The following is a 17,811-nucleotide window of genomic DNA, read 5'->3' on the forward strand; positions in this document are numbered from 1 at the left end:
CCTCAGATACTACCGCAATCCCGGTGCCTCGCGGCCGGTGCTGGCGACGTATTCCGTGTAGCCGCCGCCGTAGGTTCGGGGACCGTCTTCACCCAGCTCGAGCACGCGGTTTGAGAGTGCGGCAAGGAAGTGGCGATCGTGCGAGACAAACAGCATCGCGCCTTCATATTTCGACAGCGCGTCGACCAGCATTTCCTTGGTCGCGATATCGAGATGGTTGGTAGGCTCGTCAAGCACGAGGAAGTTCGGCGGGTTGAAAAGCATGATCGCCATCACGAGGCGCGCTTTTTCGCCGCCTGAAAGAATACGGCAGCGCTTCTCGACATCGTCGCCGGTAAAGCCAAAGCAACCAGCAAGTGCGCGCAAAGGGGCCTGACCGGCCTGCGGGAATTCGCGCTCCAGCGCCTGAAGGATCGTGAGCTCGCCATCCAAAACTTCCATGGCGTGCTGCGCAAAATATCCCATCTTCACGCTCGGGCCGCGCGTGACCGTGCCTGCGTCCGGTTCCGAGGATCCTGCGATCAGCTTGAGAAGCGTGGACTTGCCCGCGCCATTCGCACCAAGGACGCACCAACGCTCGCGGCGGCGAACCTGGAAGTCGAGGCCTTCGTAGATGACCCGCGAACCATATGCCTTTTGGACGCCCTTGACGGTGGCAACATCCTCGCCGCAGCGCGGCGCAGGCTGAAACTCGAAGCGCACGGTCTGACGTCTCTTCGGCGGCTGGACCTTGTCGATCTTGTCGAGCTTCTTGACCCGGCTTTGCACCTGGGCTGCGTGTGATGCGCGCGCCTTGAAACGCTCGATAAACGCGATTTCCTTGGCGAGCATCGCCTGCTGCCGCTCGAACTGAGCTTGCTGCTGCGCTTCCGACAGTGCGCGCTGCTCGAGATAAAATTCGTAGTCGCCGGAGTAGCTGGTGAGCGTGCCTGAGTCGATTTCGATGATCTTGGTCACGATGCGGTTCATGAATTCGCGGTCGTGCGAGGTCATGAGGATCGTGCCCTCATAGGCGTTCAAAAAGTTTTCCAGCCAGATCAGGCTTTCAATGTCGAGGTGGTTGCTCGGCTCATCAAGCAGCATCGCATCCGGGCGCATCATGAGGATCTTGGCGAGGGCAACGCGCATCTTCCAGCCGCCGGAGAGCTTGCCGACATCGCCGTCCATCATTTCTTGCGAGAAACCGAGGCCGTCGAGAACTTCGCGTGCGCGTCCGTCGAGCGAGTAGCCGTCGATTTCGTCAAAGCGGCTCTGAACCTCACCGTAACGCTCGATGACCGCGTCCATCTGGTCGGCCTGATCCGGGTCGCCCATGGCTGCCTCAAGCTCGGCCATTTCGGCGATCATCGCGCTCACCGGGCCGATGGCCTCCATGACTTCCGCGACGACGCTGCGCCCTGCCATTTCGCCAACGTCCTGGCTGAAATAGCCGATGGTGACGCCGCGATCGACGGAGACCTGACCTTCATCGGGGGCTTCCTGCCCCGTGATCATTCGAAACAGCGTCGTTTTGCCGGCACCATTTGGCCCGACGAGACCGATCTTCTCACCCCGTTGGAGCGCGGCAGAGGCTTCGATGAAGACGATCTGCTGGCCGTTCTGCTTGCTGATATTTTCGAGGCGAATCATCGTGAGGGGACCTTGAGCCAGAGTTCCGGTCCCTTAGGCGATGAACAGGCTTCAAGAAAAGCAGGCGAATGTCATTTTCTACCTGGTAGCGCGTGCGCGAGCCCAGCTTTGCGCGAGGTCGGCATAGGCGATGGCGAGTGACGCAAGTGGCAGTTCCGAACGAGACGCCGGTATTACTTCGATAGCTCCGCCATTGCCAGGGATCGAAATCACCGCGAACTCCGGAGCATCTTCCTGAGTGAAGGCGACCGCGCCGACCCATCGCTGATCGTGTCCCGCGCCGAGTTTTACCTGAAAGATCAAAACCCCGCCGACGCTCTCGACCGTCTCGCGGATAATCTGCTCGCATAAATCATCGCGCGTGTCGCGTTTGCCCAACGCAAGCTCTAGCTCGACCGCTTCAAGAGCTGCCGCAAACAACGGCGGCGGTGGTTTCAGTTCTGGTGAGAGCGTTTCGCTCACAATCATGCGTCAGCCTCGACAGTTTCCTGAAGCCGAACGCCGCGCGACCTGATGGGTCCACAATGGTCGCGGCAACGTCTTGCTCTGATCTTTACATCCTCTGGACAGCGGGGCCAAACCGGCAAACACTGAATGGGTAACGCAATGAGGAGGAACACGATGCTCGGACTGATGCAGGAATGGCCTCTGCTCTGTCACAAGATACTGGATCACGCCGCACGGCAGCATGGCGAACGGGAGGTGGTCTCACGTTCTATCGAAGGACCTGTGGTGCGGCAGACCTACGCCCAATTGCGTAGTCGTGCGCTGAAAGTGGCCCAGAGGCTGCATCAGGGAGGTTATAAAGTTGGCGATCGGGTTGCGACCCTTGCCTGGAATACCGGGCGGCATCTCGAAGTCTGGTACGGCACCAACGGCATCGGTGCGATCTATCACACGCTCAATCCGCGCCTGTTTCCGGATCAGCTTGCGTGGATTATGAACCATGCCGAGGACAGGATCCTGTTTGTCGATCTGACATTCGTCCCCCTCGCAGAAAAGCTGGTGCCGCAGGTGCCGAGCATTGAGAAAGTGATCGTCCTTACCGATACTGCACACATGCCCCAGACGGTTCTGCCGGGTGCAGTGGCCTATGAGGAATGGCTTGACGAGGTCGACGGCGATTTTACCTGGCTGCCTCAGGAGGAAAACGCCGCAAGCGGTATGTGCTACACATCCGGCACCACCGGAGATCCGAAGGGCGTCGTCTATTCGCATCGCTCGAACGTGCTGCATGCGATGATGGCGTGCCAGCCGGATGCCATGTGTCTGTCGGCACGTGATGTCGTGCTGCCCGTCGTGCCCATGTTTCATGCCAATGCCTGGGGGCTGGCACACAGCACACCGATGACAGGCGCGAAGCTGGTGATGCCGGGAGCGCGGCTGGATGGAGAGGCGCTCTATGAGTTGCTGGATTCGGAGAAGGTAACCTTCACCGCGGCCGTGCCGACGGTGTGGATGATGCTGCTCCAATATCTCGAGCAGACGGCGAAGAAATTGCCTTATCTGAAGCGGGTGGTGATCGGCGGCTCTGCGTGCCCACGCGCCATGACCGAGCGGTTCGAGCGCGATTATGGGGTCGAGGTCATCCATGCCTGGGGCATGACGGAGATGAGTCCGCTCGGCTCGCTGTGCAGCATGAAGCCCCAACATTCAGACCTCGCCGGGGACGCGCTTCTCGACGTGAAGCAAAAGCAGGGCTTCGCGCCCTTCGGCGTCGAAATGAAGGTTGCCGATGACGATGACAATGAATTGCCATGGGACGGGAAGACCTTCGGCCGATTGAAGGTAAGGGGGCCGGCTGTGGCGCGTGCCTATTACGGAGGAGAGGGCAGCGAGCAGTTCGACGCCGACAACTGGTTCGACACAGGCGATGTCGCTCACATTGACGAGAACGGCTACATGCAAGTGACGGACCGCGCCAAAGACGTCATCAAGTCCGGTGGTGAGTGGATCTCGACGATCGAGCTTGAAAACCTCGCGGTCGCGCATCCTGACGTTGCCGAAGCCGCAGTTATCGGCGTTGCACACCCGAAATGGGACGAACGGCCATTGCTGGTCGTGGTGCCAAAGCCGGGAAAGCAGCCACAGAAAGAGGAGCTGCTCGCTTTCTTTCAAGGCAAGATCGCGAAATGGTGGACGCCGGACGATGTCGCGTTCGTTGAAGAGATTCCTCACACCGCAACCGGAAAGATTCAGAAGACCACATTGCGGGAGCAGTTCCGGGAGTACCGCCTTCCAACGGACTGATCGGAAACTGGCCCTGAAATCGATATCGCCTCAGGGCCACATACTCTAGATTGCCGGCAGATTCGTTGCTCCGGGTGGGCATGGCATGGCTTCAATGACAATCTTGATGGAACGCAGGACTTCGCGCTCAGCCGGATGGGCGCGGAAGTTTGCGAACTTCTCACTGGTATTGTTGTTGGTAGCCAGCCTCGGGCACCGGTACGGGTTGGTGGAGACATTGGCGTTCCTTTGGGTGCTCGCGCTGGTTCCACTGCTGGCTATCATGGCGCTGTTTCTCGCAGCGCTGGGCTTTCACCGTCTTTGGCATTACGGAGCAAAAGGCGGTCGTGCCTCACTGATGGCAACGCTTGTCTCGCTGCTGGTCCTTGCACCGTTCATTTACAGCGCAGTGCTCTATCTTCAGCACCCGCATCTTGCCGACATCACCACGGACCCCGAGCAGCCACCCGCCTATGTGTTGGCGCAGTGGCGACGTACGACGGATATGAACACGCTCGGCAATTTTTCCGTGGAGGAGGTCGCGCTCCAGGCCAGTGCGTATCCGAACTTGCGCGGCCGGCGCTTCGACGGATCAATGGACCGCGTGCTCAAAGCGATAAAAGTCGTCGTTGAGCGGGAGGGCTGGGTGCCTGTGCAGCGCCTGCCATCGGAAACGCAGGACGAAAGGCTCTCTTTCGAGGTGGTTGCACCAACCTGGCTGTTGCGCTTCCCTTCCGACGGTGTTGTCCGCATGGTCGACGAAGGCGAAGCGGTGTTCGTCGATCTGCGCCTGAGCCAGCGTTATTTCTGGCATGACCTTGGCAGCGGTGCGCGCCGTATCGAGCGTTTCATGGCTGCACTTGACGCTGAATTTGACCGGCAGTCTCTGGAGATCATCGATATCCCCGCGTCAGCGGGGGAGGAAGATTCCGGAGATTGAGGGCTCTCCCTCTGCTGCCACCAGATCTCGTGTGACCATGTCCTCGAGATGAGCAAGGACGGAAAGGGCTGCGGCTTTATGCAGTCGGGGATCCGTGTCGCGATAGATGGCAGCTACCATCTCGGCGATGGTTCGGTCGCCGCTGCGAATCCGTTCGAGGATCGCCCGCTCACGCATCTTCCGATGCGTTTTCAGCCCGCGCAGGAAAGCCGCTGGTTGACGTACCGGCCCACCGTGCCCCGGAAGATAGGCCACGTCTTCCCTAAGCATGAGTTTGTCGAGCGAAGCCATGTAGTCTGACATGGCGCCATCGGGCGGCGCTACGATGGTGGTCGCCCAGGCCATGACGTGGTCTGCGGAGAAGAGGATGCCGGTGCCTTCAAGGGCAAAGGCAAGATGGTTCGCCGTGTGGCCAGGCGTGTAGATCGCGCGAAGGCTCCATCCATCTCCGTCAACAACTTCGTCATCGGACAAGGTGATGTCCGGGGCGAAGTCCGTGTCGGCACTCGCATCGAGCGGATTGCTCTCGCCGATCCGGAGGGGGCGGGCAGGGCGGTGTGGCCCTTCCGCGTAGATCGTTGCGCCGGTAACCTCCTTCAGCCGGACCGCGAGCGGGGAGTGGTCGGAGTGAGTGTGCGAGACCAGAATGTGGCTGACCGGACGCTCGCCAACCGCCCGAAGGATAGCCTGAAAATGGTTTTCGCTTATGGGGCCGGGATCGATAACGGCCAAGCTCTCTGTACCGACAATATAGGTGTTGGTGCCGTGGAATGTGAACGGACTTGGATTGTCCGCCGTGATTCGAGTGACGCCTGGCGCCACCTGAACAGCCTCTCCGTGGCGGGGCTCAAATGTGTTGTCGAAGTCCAGAGCCATCACCTTATCCCTGTATGGTCAGCATCGCGGTGCGAAACGAGTTGCCGCATATCATGGAAGGTCATATAGGGAAAACCTTGTATTGCCTTCCGGATCCTGATGGAGAACCCGATGTCAGCTGCAGTTCTTTCCCGTCCGCTTATCTCGCTCGCCTTGCCGGACAAAGGCATCGCGCGCTACGCGACACTGGGTTTTCTGGCTATCGCCGGTACGTTGCTGCTTACCCTTGCCGCAAAGACCAAGGTCGTCCTTGGACCTGTCGACCTCTATCTGGGCAACTTTGCCGTTCTGGCTCTCGCTGCAGCCTACGGTTCGCGCCTCGGCCTTGCGACCTTCATGCTTTATCTCGCAGAAGGCGCTGCGGGCTTTCCAGTCTTTCAGAGCAGCCCGGAGAAGGGCATCGGCCTTGCCTACATGCTGGGTACCACCGGTGGCTACCTTGTCGGGATGATCGCCGCGACCGCGATGGTTGGCTGGGCTGCTGATCGTGGCTGGGCAGAGAAGCCGTTCCGTCTCTTCGCAGTCATGGTTGCTGCCGTCGCTGCGGTCCTGGTCGCTGGTTACGCCTGGCTTTCGGTTCTTATCGGCGCGGAAGCTGCCTGGCAGTTCGGCGTTGTGCCGTTCATCGTTCCGGACCTCGTCAAGGCTGCGCTGGCCGCATCGGTCGTCCCCGCTGTGTGGGCACTCATCCGCCGCAGCTAAGTGAACGTAAGGTGCAAATGATAAAGGCCGGTCGCGAGACCGGCCTTTTTTGTTGTCTGTGTGATCGAGGCCTTTAGCCGAGGAAGTCGTTGATCGTCTTGATGATCCGATCCTGATCCTCGGTCGAGAGATATGGGTGCATCGGCAGGCACAGGATGCGGGAAGGAAGTTCCTCGGAGATCTTCAACCCACCAGGCGCAGTCTGGTAGCGGTTGTAGGCAACCTGCTGATGCAGTGGCTTCACGTAATAGATCACTGACGGAATGCCCTGCTGGGCAAGGTGAGCCTTCAATTCGTCGCGGCGATCCGTCTCGATGGCGTACTGTGCCCAGGCTGAGCGGCTTCCGGCGGCAACTTCCGGGACCTTGGCCACGGAGCGCAGCCCGTCATTGTAGCGGCGTGCCACGACCTGGCGCTTTTCCATCTCGTCCTCGAGGATGGCGAGCTTCTCAATCAGGATTGCAGCCTGGATCGTATCGAGGCGCGAATTTACGCCCACGCGGATGTTGTCGTACTGCGTTTCGCCCTTGCCATGGAAAGCAAGTGAGCGCAGCGTCTCGGCAATCTCATCGTCATCGGTGAACATCGCGCCGCCATCGCCGTAGCAGCCGAGAGGCTTGGCAGGGTAGAAGCTGGTCGATCCGATATGGCCAAAACTGCCGCACATTGCGTTGCCCAGCTTTCCACCGATCGACTGAGCGGCGTCTTCGATAACGACCAGATTGTACTTTTCCGCGACTGCCCTGATTGCGGTGTAGTCCGCGGGAAGGCCGAACAGGTCAACTGGGATAATGGCACGCGGAGTAAGGCGGCCCTCCGAGACAACCATTTCGATCGCAGCCTCAAGGCTCTTCACGTCGATGTTGTAGGTGTCCGGATCGATCTCGATGAAGACGGGTTCGGCCTGACGCAGTGCAATGACTTCGGCCGTTGCAGCGAATGTGAAGGAGGGACAGAACACTGCATCGCCCGGGCCAATATTGTGGGCCATGAGGGGCAGCATTAGCGCGTCGGTACCATTGGCGCAGCCGATCACATGCTTGACGCCGACATATTCCGCGAGCTTCTTTTCGAACTCGGCCACCTGAGGCCCGAGAATATAACGCCCATCAGCAACAACCGCTTCGATCGCTGCATTGAGCTTGTCGCTGATGCGCTCCCGCTGAGCGCCGAGGTCGATGAACTGCATGTTCTTCCGTTCTTCTTTGTGGTCGGGCAACACAACATGTACTGCCGCTCCCAATGGTGTTCCATTGCACCCAGCCCGGGCAGGCGAAAGATGCAGCGGTTCAATATCTGCTTCCCTAATTCATCAGGGAGTTTTTCCAAACAGGCACGGCGGCATGTGCACCATAAAATGGCGCTGAATATGGCATACAGCCTACCGCAGCCAAAGCGAATGCCGTAGATGCTTAGAAAGTCGAATCGATTGACAGCTGGTGGCGCAAACGCGACTAGGGAGCCGCAAATGACCCTTGAGAGGAGTTCAGCGTCTGCAAGTTCGAACATGTTGGGCAGCGACCAGTCAGTGACAAGAGATACCCGGATCGGAAAGGGTGACGCGCTGCGTGCCTATGTGATCAATCTGGCGAAGAACCCGCAGCGCTGGGAGGCAATTGCACGCTCGGCTGCCGATTTTGCTCCCGGGATCGAGCTCGTTCGTATCGATGCGGTGAATGGCCGCGCGCCGGAACATGCCGGACGCGAGGCGGCAGATGTGCCCACCTTTGAGCGGTTGAACGGCCGCGACATGCTGCCGGGCGAATATGGCTGCTACCTCAGCCATCTCGAAGCGCTTCGCCAGTTTTTGGATGATGGCAGCCAGTACGGACTGATCCTTGAAGATGACGTTGCTTTCGAGGAGGGGAGTGAAGCCCGGATACGCGCAATTATCAACGAGCTGCCGGCTTTTGGTGCCGTGAAGCTCGTGAATCATCGCGCCAAGTTCCTCGTAGAGCTTCTCAGCACCAGCGAGCATGACAGGATCGGGCGGACCGTCCACGGACCGCAGGGTTCGGCTGCAGCCTACCTCGTTACTCGCGAAGCTGCACAGCGATTGCTCGACGCGCTGAGCACAATGACGTTGCCATGGGACGTTGCGCTGGAAGGGGCATGGCACCACGGCACCGAGATTTTCAGTGTCGAGAAAAACGTCCTTGCTTTCACGGAAGAGCGCGAGAAGTCGGACATTAGCGGTGGCGGGTACGCAAAGGCCAAATATCCCTGGTACCAACGCTTCGGTGCGGCTTCCGCACGATCGCGAGATTATCGCCGGCGGATCGGCTATGCATTCACGCGACCGGATCATGCCGGGGTCGCCCAAGCCGAGCCTTTACCGTGGCAGCAGATGGCGGCGGGCATTCTCTTTCTCGCCTTCATCTCTGCGGTGTGGCTTGAATCAGATGCTTACAGGATTTCGGGCGGACTGCTGATCCTCGCGGCACTCTGGCGCTATTACAGCAAGGACATCTGGGATTATCGACGTCTTCCCGAAATCGGCTGGATGGGGCGCTTCTGTCTTCTTTGGGGGGCGTATGTCCTCATTCGGTTCGGGATCAGCCTGAGCACGGAGCCGGACAAGGGGATAGGCTCTTCAGAAGGCATCTATCTGCTGCCTGCACTGTACCCGACGCTGGGCTATGCGATGTATCTTTTCGTCCGCAGGCCCTTCCTCATTGCCTCGATATTCATGGTGGTCAGCCTCGCTGCGTTGGGCTTCGGCATCGACTATCTGGGACCGGAAATACGTGCGCGTGCGCGCCTCCAGAACAACCCGATCCATGCGTCCGTTGCGGTAGGGCTGATTTGCCTGTGCGCGGTTCCTTACGCAGTGCACGCCCTTCGCCGGCGCGATCTGGGGATGGCGCTGAGGGGGACACTCGCAGCGCTGTCCCTGTTGGTTTTCATCCTTTCGGGCATCGCGATCTATAATCTTTGGTCGAAGGGCGTCTGGCTGGCGATGATCGTCGCGCTGCCCGTTCTGCTGATGACGATGATTGCGGCAGGGAGCCGAACCGGGAAACAGATCGCAGTGGCCGCTGCGCTGATTGCGCTCGCAGGTGTGGTCCTGAACTATCAGACATTGGTGCAAGTAGCGGGAGGAACCGTCGGGACCACCGCACTCCTTCTTGCAGAACTCCAGCAAGGCAATTCGGCGACGGATACCCTTCGCGTGCTTATTTCTGATCCATCGACGCAGGCCAGCGAGATGGAGAGAATGAAGATCTGGTACAACGCTCTCAGCTTGTGGGGCGAGAACCCGCTGTTAGGCGCTGGCGTGGGTTGGCTGAGCCGCTGGAGCCTGCAACTCTACGCCACGCCCTACAACCTTCTGCACAACGGTTATCTGGAAGTCGCCGTGCGCTACGGCTGGACGGGGCTGGCATTCTACGGCGTGTTGTTCGGCTGGACGGTGATTACCGTCTACAAGGCCGCACGACTGCGGCTCATCGACGTTTCAGCGCTTCAGGCTTATGTCGCGACGCTGATGTTTTTCGCGGTGACTCTCGTAAGCAATTCCAACATCAGGTTGGCAATTGGCGAGACGTATATGTGGTTTGCCGCAGGGTTCGCGTTCTATTGCCACTTCTTGCTTGTCGAACAAAAGAGGCGGGAAGCTGCCTCTCTTCACACTCGCTGACAATGCCTGATTAATCGGGATAAGAAGAGCGGGATCGCGAAAGGGTTCTGACGCCCGCGTTGACCAGATCTTCTGTCAACGCGGGTGGATCGAGCTTGAGACTAGGCGGTTACCGCGCTCAGCGTTTTCCTGACGTCGAAATGGTGCTCGGCAAGTACATGGTACGGGGTGCCAATAAGACGCCGTGCGGCCATGTGGACGCCGGCTGCGTTGACTGTTTCAACTGCGATGAGAGTATCGTTGTTGAACGCAAGTACCACAGGTTCGCCTGCAGGCGTTGTTGTCTGCTCGTGACGGTCGGCACCTGCGCCAATCCCTACGATCTGCAGCTTGATCTTGCCCTGGTCGCTCCAGAACCACGGCAGCGCGGAGTAGGGTGCGTCTTCCCCCTTTGCGAGGCGGCGGGCGATATGGCGCGCGTGGTCGACGGCGGCCTGCACCGACTCCAGTCGCACCGTGCCATTATCCGGCAGCGGAAAGCGCGCGCAGTCACCGAGCGCTGAGATTGCAGGATCGGACGTGAGCAGGCGACCGTCGACGATGACACCGTCGTTGCAGCTAAGCCCTGCCTGCTCGGCCAATTCCACGGAAGGGCGCACACCTGCCGCGACGAGGACAAGGCTTCCGTCGATCACGGTGCCGTCGTTTAGGATCACACCGTCTGCTTCACCTGCGTCGTCAAGACGAACAGAGGAAGCTGCAGTGCCTAGAATGATCTTCGTTCCCTGCGAGCGGTGAAGGTCCAGGAACCATCGCGACATTGCTGGCGAGATCGCGCGCGCCATCAGGCGAGGTCCAGCTTCAACGACGGCTACTTCGACGCCGGCGTCCCGTGCCATTGCAGCGAATTCGAGGCCGATGAAGCCGCCACCAATGACGACGGCACGCTTGGTCGAAGCCATTTTGTTACGAAGAGCTGTTGCGTCCTCAAGTGTGCGCAGCTGGAAGACGCCCGGCGCATTGATCCCCGCAATTGGCGGGGCCCAGTTGGCGGCGCCGGTGGCGAGGATCAGATGCGCGTAGGTGATGTTCTCCCCATTTGAGAGCGTGACGCTTTTTCTCTCGCGATCGATCTGTGTGACACGCACGCCATCGCGATAATCGATTTCAGAACGTTCGAAAAACGAGGTGGGACGCAAGATCAGGCGATCCGCTATCCCGTCAGCCATGTAGGCCTTCGACAGGGGCGGGCGCTGATAGGGCAGGCCGGGCTCTTCACCGATAAGCGTTATATTGCCGGTGAGACCATCCTGGCGTAGCGACATCGCAGCCTGCATCCCGCCCTGTCCGGCACCGACGATGACGATGCGTTCCATCCGGGCTGCCTCAGATCTGAGTTTCGGGCAGACGCACGACGATGCCGTCAAGCTCTGCGTTCATCTTGACCTGGCACGACAGGCGGCTTTGGGGGCGAACCTCGGATGTCGCGCTCTCGAGCATGTCCTCTTCGCCGTCATTGCGCGGGCCTGCAGCCTCAAGCCACGCATCATCAATGTAGCAATGGCATGTGGCGCACATCATGGAGCCGCCGCATTCACCAACAATGCCGTTAACGTCATTGGTGATGGCAGCCTGCATCAGGCTTTCGCCCTCGTCGACTTCGACCTGCGTGGTGGTGCCGTCAAAGGCAATGAAGGTTGCATTCATGTCTTTACCTCAAATTGTGGACCCGCCCGGCAAAGCCACGCGGGGAATGCGTCAGCGCATGAGTTCAGGCAGGAACAGGGTGATCTGCGGGTAGATGATCAGGAGCGCCATCACGAAGACTTCAGCTAGCAGGAACCAGCCGACACCGCGGTAGATCGTCCAGATCGGGACCTTGTCTCCGACGACCGATTTCACGACGAAGACATTCATGCCGAGCGGCGGTGTGATCATTCCGATCTCGACATATTTCACGACGATGATGCCGAACCAGATGAGGTCCAGGCCGAGCGCCTTAATCATCGGCAGGAACACCGGCATCGTGATCAGCATGATGCCGAGCGGATCCAGGAACATGCCGAGGATCAGGTAGATCGCCGAGATTGCGAGAATGACCAGGATCGGATCGCCTGCGAAACCGGACATCATGTCGGCTAGAAGACCGGAAACGCCGGTCAGCGACAGAAGGCGCGTGTACATGACGGCGCCCATGCCGACGAAGAAGATCTGAGCCGTCGCGGACATCGACTCCTTGAGGGAGGCTGCGACGCCTTCCATGTTGATACGGCCCTGTAGGACAGCGATCAGGAGCGCGAGTGCGGCACCGACCGCACCGGCTTCGGTCGGAGTAACGATGCCGCTGTAGAGGCCGCCCACGACGCCACCGATCAGTGCGATGACTGGCCAGATCTCTCGCAACGAGCGCATGCGCTCGGCCTTGAGGGTCTGCAATTCGTTGTCGTCGAGACGCGGGGCAAGTTGTGGGTTCATCCAGCAACGGATCAGAATAAGCATCGTGTAGGCGAGGCCAGTCAGAAGCCCCGGAATCACGCCGGCAACCAGCAGGCGGGAAATGGAAACTTCCGCGAAGACACCGTAAAGGACCAGCAGGATCGACGGTGGGATGACAGCCGCCAAAGTACCTGCGGATGCGACAACACCGGTCGCCAGTGCGCGGTCGTATCCGGCGCGAAGCATTTCAGGGATCGCGAGGCGTCCCATTGCCGCGGCGGATGCGAGCGAGGAGCCACATGCGGCAGCGAAGCCGACAGAGGCCATATTCGCAGCGACCGCCAGGCCGCCAGGGAGTGCCGAGAACCATAGTCGTGCTGCACGAAAGAGAGCGGTCGAAATGCCTGAATGGTTCGCGATGGCACCCATCAGCAGAAACATCGGGATCGCGGTCAGGTCCCAATTTGCTGCGAAGGTGAACGGGGTTTCGCGCAGGATCGACCATGCAACGTTAAAGTTGCGCACATAGGCTAGGCCGAGAACCGACACCACACCAAGCGCAACGCCAATTGGCACGCGCAGGGCAATCAGCCCGAGGATGATGCCGAGTGTGGTGAGACCGAAAGTGAGAGCATCCATTATTTTGCCTCCCCGGTTTCGATCTTGTGGCCGGTAAGGCGCGCAAGGAGGCGGAAGATCATGACAAGCGCCATGGCGCCACCTGCTACGGGCAGGAACCAGCGCGTTGGCCAGACCGGCAGGTAACCGCCGATGATTTCCCACACCTCACCGCGACGTGTGCGAGCAAGGGCGGACAGGGTGCTCTGCCAGACAAAGGCGCTGACATAGATGATGACGAGGACGTCAACGAGGACGGCGATGACGTGGCGAAGTGGCCCGGGCAGGCTTCCGATGAAAATATCGGCCGTTACGTGTTCGTCGCGTAACGTGACCCATGCCAAGGGAAGGAAGGCCAGCGCGATCATGTAGTAGGTCGCGGTGATCTCGCCGGTGCCGGGCAGCGGGTAATTTAGGAATGTGCGCGACGCGACGTCTACGGTCACGTGCAGCATCATGAGCGCACCTGCAGCCAACGCGACATAAAACAGTGCGTTGGAAAGCAGGTTCGCGAGCGCGTTGATCTTTTTCATCGACGATTTCTCGCTGACTCTTTGGCTTTTACAAAAAGGAGGCGCCCATTTGCGGGCGCCTCCTAGCCTTGGGAGGTTAAGGGATTAGAGCGAGGACGCGTCTACCTTGGAGAAGACTTCGGTCCAGAGACGCTCGGAGAATGCGTCGACGTCGTTACCGATTTCGGCCGCGATCGGCTTCCACTTCTCGATTGCAGCGAAGTAATTGTCGATCAACGTTGCCGGGTCGGCAACACCCAGTTGCTCTCCTGCCTTGATCAGGCGTTCACGATCGGTCGCCGCGAAACCTTCAACGAGGGCGCGCAGGTCATCAGCCGGTGCGACCAGTTCCACACCGTTCTCGGCAACCTGGTTCTGGAAGCTTTCTTCGTCGCGCAGAACGTAGTTGCTGATGGTGTGGCGCGCAGTGATCCGGGCCGAAGCGCGCATCGCAGCGATCTGCTCTTCCTCGGACATTTCGGTGAACACGTCGCGATTCAGCAGGAAGCCGAGCGCCGGAGCCGAGTTGCCGAGCGGCAGGTCGGTTACGAATTTGGCGTACTCGCCATAGCCATAGGTTTGCAGCCACTCACGCGTTGCCATCAGGCAGTCGAGGCCGCCCTTCTGCAGCAAACCGACCGTGTCTGTGAGGGTGGTGGACGTCGGGGTTGCACCAGACATCGTTGCCATCTCAGCGAAGCCGCCAGTTGCACGGACGCGCTTTCCGTTGAGGTCGGCCATGCTGGAGATCGCGCTGGTGCACATCAGGCGATAGGACGCCGATGCAAAGCCACCGAACGGGACGACATTGTTGTCCTTGGATTCTTCAATGCAGGACGGGCAGTTGAGGAATACGGTTTCCGCCGCAGCGGCAGCAACCGCGACCGTGTTATCGCCCGGCACGACAATCGAGTATAGCAGTGTCAGGGACGGCATCGCATCCGGGTTGTAAACCGGGATCTGCAAGCCAGCCTGCATCAAGCCATCTGCAACTGCGGAAAGAGTGCCACGACCATCAGCCAGCTGGCCGCCAGAAATCAGCTCCCACTTGGTCCCTACCTCTTTCTCGATCTGCTCGAAGGCTTCCGGCAGTGCGTCGGTGTTGAGGTAGTCGGAAGCCGGGGGCCAGGAACCGTAAATCGGGTTCTGTGCAACGGCAGCAGTGGTCATGAGCGCTAGCGCTCCGGCACCTAGAATAGACAGTTTCATCAGAAAAATATTCCTCCACGGAAATACGCACCGAGGCGCGTTGAGGTTTGGGCCTTATGCAGGCGTCACTTCTACGGGAATGGAGTGGTATCCCCGCAGCCAGTTGATGTAGACGCGCTCGGGCGCGCCGGTGAGTTCGATCCGCTTGACCTTGCGAGCCAGCGCGGTGAGCACGGACTCCGCCTCGAGGCGAGCGACCATCTGGCCGACACAGGCGTGGATGCCAGTACCGAAGGCGAGGTGCCCCACGGTCTTTCGGTTGAGGTCGAAGTCGTCAGGACGCTCCCAGCGCTGAGGATCGCGGTTGGCGGATGCCAGCCACATCAGCACCTTTTCCTCCGCTCCCAGCGCAACGCCGGCAAGCTCCGTTGCTTCACGCGTGGTCCTGCCAATAACCGGGCTCGGTGCCATGAAGCGCAGACCTTCGTCGAATGCCTGCCGGGCCATGGATGGATTGGCGTGGAGGAGGTCCCACTGCTCCGGTCGCTCTATCAGCGCCATCAATGTGTTGCCAATGCCGAAGACGGTTGTGTCGATGCCAGCCGAGATGAAGGCGCGCACGAGCATGCCCGCATCCTCATGGCTGATTTCGCCCGAATGTGCTGCCGCGTAGATTTCGGTGCCGAATCCGCCTTCGATGAGGTTCTCCTCGGCCATCTGCGCTGCAACGTATTCGAAGGTGCCTTGCTCTTCGACGATCTTGCGCGCCGCGAGGTACCGCTCGTTCTTCGGGCCCATCGCGTTGAAGTTGAGTTCCGAGTACGGCATCAGATGATGGCGGCCTTCAGGGCGCAATCCGACTGCTTCTGGCAGAACCTTGAACGGAAATGCGAATGCAAGGTCGGCACCAAGATCAAAACGGCGCTGCTCGATCAGGCGATCAACCATTTCCTCCGCGACGCCCCGGAAATACGCCGCCAGCTTGCGCATCGCACCTGCCGACAAGATACGCGCCAGGACGCGGCGGTTCGGCGTGTGAACGGGGGGGTCGGCCTCCAGGATGACCGAGGGCTTCCGCCACGGCTCATCGCGTACCACATTGGTCAGGCCGGTCCCGTAGGCCGAAGAGAAGCGCTGCCAGTCGTTGAAAATCTCGCGAATGATCGCGTCACGACCAGAGATCCAAAACCCGTATTTGGGCACCCAAACAACATCGCCGGCCTCACGAATGGCGCGGTCAAGTTCGATCGGGTTGTCGACGGCCTCGTCGCTGAACGGATCAATGTCCAGCGTAGGCCTGTCGTTGAGAATGTCTTTCTGCATGCTTTGAGTGTCCTCCGCGCGTTGTTTAATTAGCAACAAGTTTATTTTGCAAGTGGCTAGACGCGCAGTTGTGGTGGTTAGTTGTGAACTTTTAGCGGGTGCTGGCGGCTGCGGCCTCAAGCCAGATGGCGACGGCGACGGCGCCTGGATCCGGATGCCCGATGACGCGATCACCGACATAGCTTGAACGTCCGCGGCGGGCAGCGAGGTTGCATGTGGCCTCGGCTCCTTCGCGTGCAGCCTTCGCCGCAGCTTCGAGTCGTTCAGCAGGGGAGCCCGCTTCTGCAAGAGCGTTCATCGCGGGAACTAGCGCATCGACCATAGTGCGGTCGCCCGGCATCGCGCCGCCGAGCTCCTGAAGGGCCTGAACGCCGCCAGCAAAAGCTGCTCCCAGCAAGGAGCCTGCGTCACCATCAGTTCCTTCAAGTGCATTTGCTGCACCAATCGCAAGAATGGCGTAGAGCGGACCTGAAGTGCCGCCCGTTGAGCGGCGGACCACCGCGCCCACATGACGCCAGAATGCTGCGCCTTCAAGCTGTGCAAGAACGTCCCGTTCGGCGATAAGCGCCTCGGAACCGCCAGCGAGGGAGCGTCCGATGTCACCGTCGCCCACGATCTGGTCCATGCGGGTGAGCTCTGGTTCAGCGTCAATGAGCGCTTTACAGCCTGCCATCAGCGCTGACAGGACGGCCGGATCCGTCTGGCCAGATGCTGCGGGCGCTTGCGGTAATTGCGGTGCCGGCAGGGTCTCGCCCTGCAGAAGGCCAGGGCGCATCCATGCGGGCGCATTGGTCGGCGCGTCCAGTGATGCGAGGCGTTCATCGTCGAGCAGCATCAGCGACAGGGAAATGCCTGCCATGTCGATCGCGGTCAGGAAGGTGCCAGCCCACACGCGTTCGACCTTAAGCCCGAGCGATGCGCAGGCAGCCAACGCGTCGCCAGCAACGATGGAGACTTCCATGGGCGGCGTCGAGCCAAGGTTGTTGACCAGCAGCGCAACGCGGTCCCCCGCCTTCAGCCCACGGTCGGCGACTATGGTTTCGATCAGACGACGCGAAAGCTCGACCGAGGTGCTGTGTGGTACACGAGCAAGCCCGGCTTCGCCGTGGATGCCGAGGCCTAATTCGATCTCGTTTTCGCCGAGCTCGAAGTTCGGCGTTCCCGCGGCCGGCACGATGCACGGGCTGAGTGCTACGCCCATCGAGCCGGTGACGGATGCCGCTGCCTGCGCCCGCGCCTTGACTTCATCGAGCGAAAGGCCCGCTTCCGCAGCTGCGCCGGCGATCTTGTGGATCAGTACCGTGCCAGCAATACCGCGACGGCCAGCGGTCTTTTCGGCCGAGCCCAGCGCGCTGTCGTCATCCACGATGACGATGTCGGTGCGTATGCCTTCGCCGCGCGCAATCTGTGCTGCAAGGCCGAAATTGAGGCGATCGCCGGTGTAGTTCTTGACGATCAAGAGAACACCACCCGGACCTGCAACCGCACGGATGGCCGTGAGAACAGCATCGGTTGAGGGTGAGGCGAAGACGTCGCCAGCGACCGCTGCCGTAAGCATGCCCTGACCGACATAACCAGCATGCGCCGGCTCGTGGCCTGAACCACCGCCCGAGATCAGCGCGACTTTGCCGCTGGCCGCAAATTCGGCTGCGTCCGCACGGACGACAATTGTGGTGCCGTCAACAAGACGCAGGCCATTCGTCGTCGCCACGAGCCCTGCCAGCGCCTGCGGCACCACATCCTTCACCGCGTTGATCAGCTTTTTCATCAATCCCTCTCTTGCAGTTTGCAATTAAACTCGCACACAGCTACACGCT

At 60.0% G+C, this 17,811-nt stretch carries 15 protein-coding genes; 4 read left to right on the top strand and 11 right to left on the bottom strand.

What is annotated here, in order from left to right; genetic code table 11:
* Positions 1–9 precede the first annotated feature (9 nt).
* Both IOD40_RS15230 and IOD40_RS15235 read right to left on the bottom strand, forming a co-directional pair.
* On the bottom strand, positions 10–1,629 hold the full coding sequence (locus IOD40_RS15230; protein ID WP_198477550.1) for an ABC-F family ATP-binding cassette domain-containing protein: 1,620 nt from the start codon (positions 1,627–1,629) through the stop codon (positions 10–12).
* A 78-nt stretch (positions 1,630–1,707) separates the two neighbouring features.
* Positions 1,708–2,091, bottom strand: coding sequence for a hypothetical protein (locus IOD40_RS15235; protein WP_210336934.1), 384 nt, complete (start codon positions 2,089–2,091; stop codon positions 1,708–1,710).
* A gap of 159 nt (positions 2,092–2,250) precedes the next feature.
* On the opposite strand from IOD40_RS15235, the gene IOD40_RS15240 reads away from it, so the two are divergent.
* Both IOD40_RS15240 and IOD40_RS15245 read left to right on the top strand, forming a co-directional pair.
* Positions 2,251–3,879, top strand: coding sequence for a 3-(methylthio)propionyl-CoA ligase (locus tag IOD40_RS15240; RefSeq protein WP_198477552.1), 1,629 nt, complete (start codon positions 2,251–2,253; stop codon positions 3,877–3,879).
* A gap of 85 nt (positions 3,880–3,964) precedes the next feature.
* Positions 3,965–4,798: a DUF1499 domain-containing protein gene (locus IOD40_RS15245; protein WP_198477553.1), complete on the top strand. Its 834-nt coding sequence runs from the start codon at positions 3,965–3,967 to the stop codon at positions 4,796–4,798.
* Here the strand turns inward: IOD40_RS15245 and IOD40_RS15250 are convergent.
* Positions 4,769–5,674: an MBL fold metallo-hydrolase gene (locus IOD40_RS15250; RefSeq protein ID WP_198477554.1), complete on the bottom strand. Its 906-nt coding sequence runs from the start codon at positions 5,672–5,674 to the stop codon at positions 4,769–4,771. The genes IOD40_RS15245 and IOD40_RS15250 overlap by 30 nt on opposite strands.
* Before the next feature lie 111 nt (positions 5,675–5,785).
* Between IOD40_RS15250 and IOD40_RS15255 the strand changes: the two genes are divergently transcribed.
* The gene (locus tag IOD40_RS15255) at positions 5,786–6,376 is read left to right on the top strand and encodes a biotin transporter BioY (RefSeq protein WP_198477555.1); all 591 of its coding nucleotides are present in this window, start codon (positions 5,786–5,788) and stop codon (positions 6,374–6,376) included.
* A 73-nt stretch (positions 6,377–6,449) separates the two neighbouring features.
* On the opposite strand, the gene IOD40_RS15260 is transcribed toward IOD40_RS15255, so the two are convergent.
* Positions 6,450–7,565 carry a DegT/DnrJ/EryC1/StrS family aminotransferase gene (locus IOD40_RS15260; protein ID WP_198477556.1) on the bottom strand — a complete coding sequence of 372 codons (1,116 nt, stop codon included), beginning with the start codon at positions 7,563–7,565 and terminating at the stop codon, positions 6,450–6,452.
* 279 nt (positions 7,566–7,844) lie between these two features.
* Between IOD40_RS15260 and IOD40_RS15265 the strand changes: the two genes are divergently transcribed.
* Positions 7,845–10,016 (top strand): glycosyltransferase family 25 protein, encoded by a 2,172-nt coding sequence (locus tag IOD40_RS15265; RefSeq protein ID WP_198477557.1) that lies wholly within the window; start codon positions 7,845–7,847, stop codon positions 10,014–10,016.
* Between the two features lie 101 nt (positions 10,017–10,117).
* On the opposite strand, the gene IOD40_RS15270 is transcribed toward IOD40_RS15265, so the two are convergent.
* From IOD40_RS15270 to IOD40_RS15300, 7 genes are all read right to left on the bottom strand, one after another.
* Positions 10,118–11,332: an NAD(P)/FAD-dependent oxidoreductase gene (locus IOD40_RS15270; RefSeq protein WP_198477558.1), complete on the bottom strand. Its 1,215-nt coding sequence runs from the start codon at positions 11,330–11,332 to the stop codon at positions 10,118–10,120.
* A 10-nt stretch (positions 11,333–11,342) separates the two neighbouring features.
* Positions 11,343–11,663 carry a 2Fe-2S iron-sulfur cluster-binding protein gene (locus IOD40_RS15275; protein ID WP_198477559.1) on the bottom strand — a complete coding sequence of 107 codons (321 nt, stop codon included), beginning with the start codon at positions 11,661–11,663 and terminating at the stop codon, positions 11,343–11,345.
* A gap of 51 nt (positions 11,664–11,714) precedes the next feature.
* On the bottom strand, positions 11,715–13,031 hold the full coding sequence (locus IOD40_RS15280; protein ID WP_198477560.1) for a TRAP transporter large permease: 1,317 nt from the start codon (positions 13,029–13,031) through the stop codon (positions 11,715–11,717).
* A complete protein-coding gene (locus tag IOD40_RS15285; protein WP_198477561.1) occupies positions 13,031–13,543 on the bottom strand; it encodes a TRAP transporter small permease in 513 nt (170 codons plus the stop codon). Before IOD40_RS15285 ends, IOD40_RS15280 begins: the two co-directional genes overlap by 1 nt.
* Before the next feature lie 84 nt (positions 13,544–13,627).
* Positions 13,628–14,731, bottom strand: a complete 1,104-nt coding sequence (locus IOD40_RS15290; RefSeq protein ID WP_198477562.1) for a type 2 periplasmic-binding domain-containing protein — start codon at positions 14,729–14,731, stop codon at positions 13,628–13,630.
* A gap of 54 nt (positions 14,732–14,785) precedes the next feature.
* Positions 14,786–15,994 carry a cytochrome P450 gene (locus IOD40_RS15295; protein ID WP_198477563.1) on the bottom strand — a complete coding sequence of 403 codons (1,209 nt, stop codon included), beginning with the start codon at positions 15,992–15,994 and terminating at the stop codon, positions 14,786–14,788.
* Positions 15,995–16,085: 91 nt separating this feature from the next.
* Positions 16,086–17,762, bottom strand: coding sequence for a dihydroxyacetone kinase family protein (locus IOD40_RS15300; protein WP_198477564.1), 1,677 nt, complete (start codon positions 17,760–17,762; stop codon positions 16,086–16,088).
* Positions 17,763–17,811 lie beyond the last annotated feature (49 nt).

The organism is Aquamicrobium zhengzhouense (genome assembly GCF_016124105.1).
Lineage (GTDB): Bacteria > Pseudomonadota > Alphaproteobacteria > Rhizobiales > Rhizobiaceae > Aerobium > Aerobium zhengzhouense.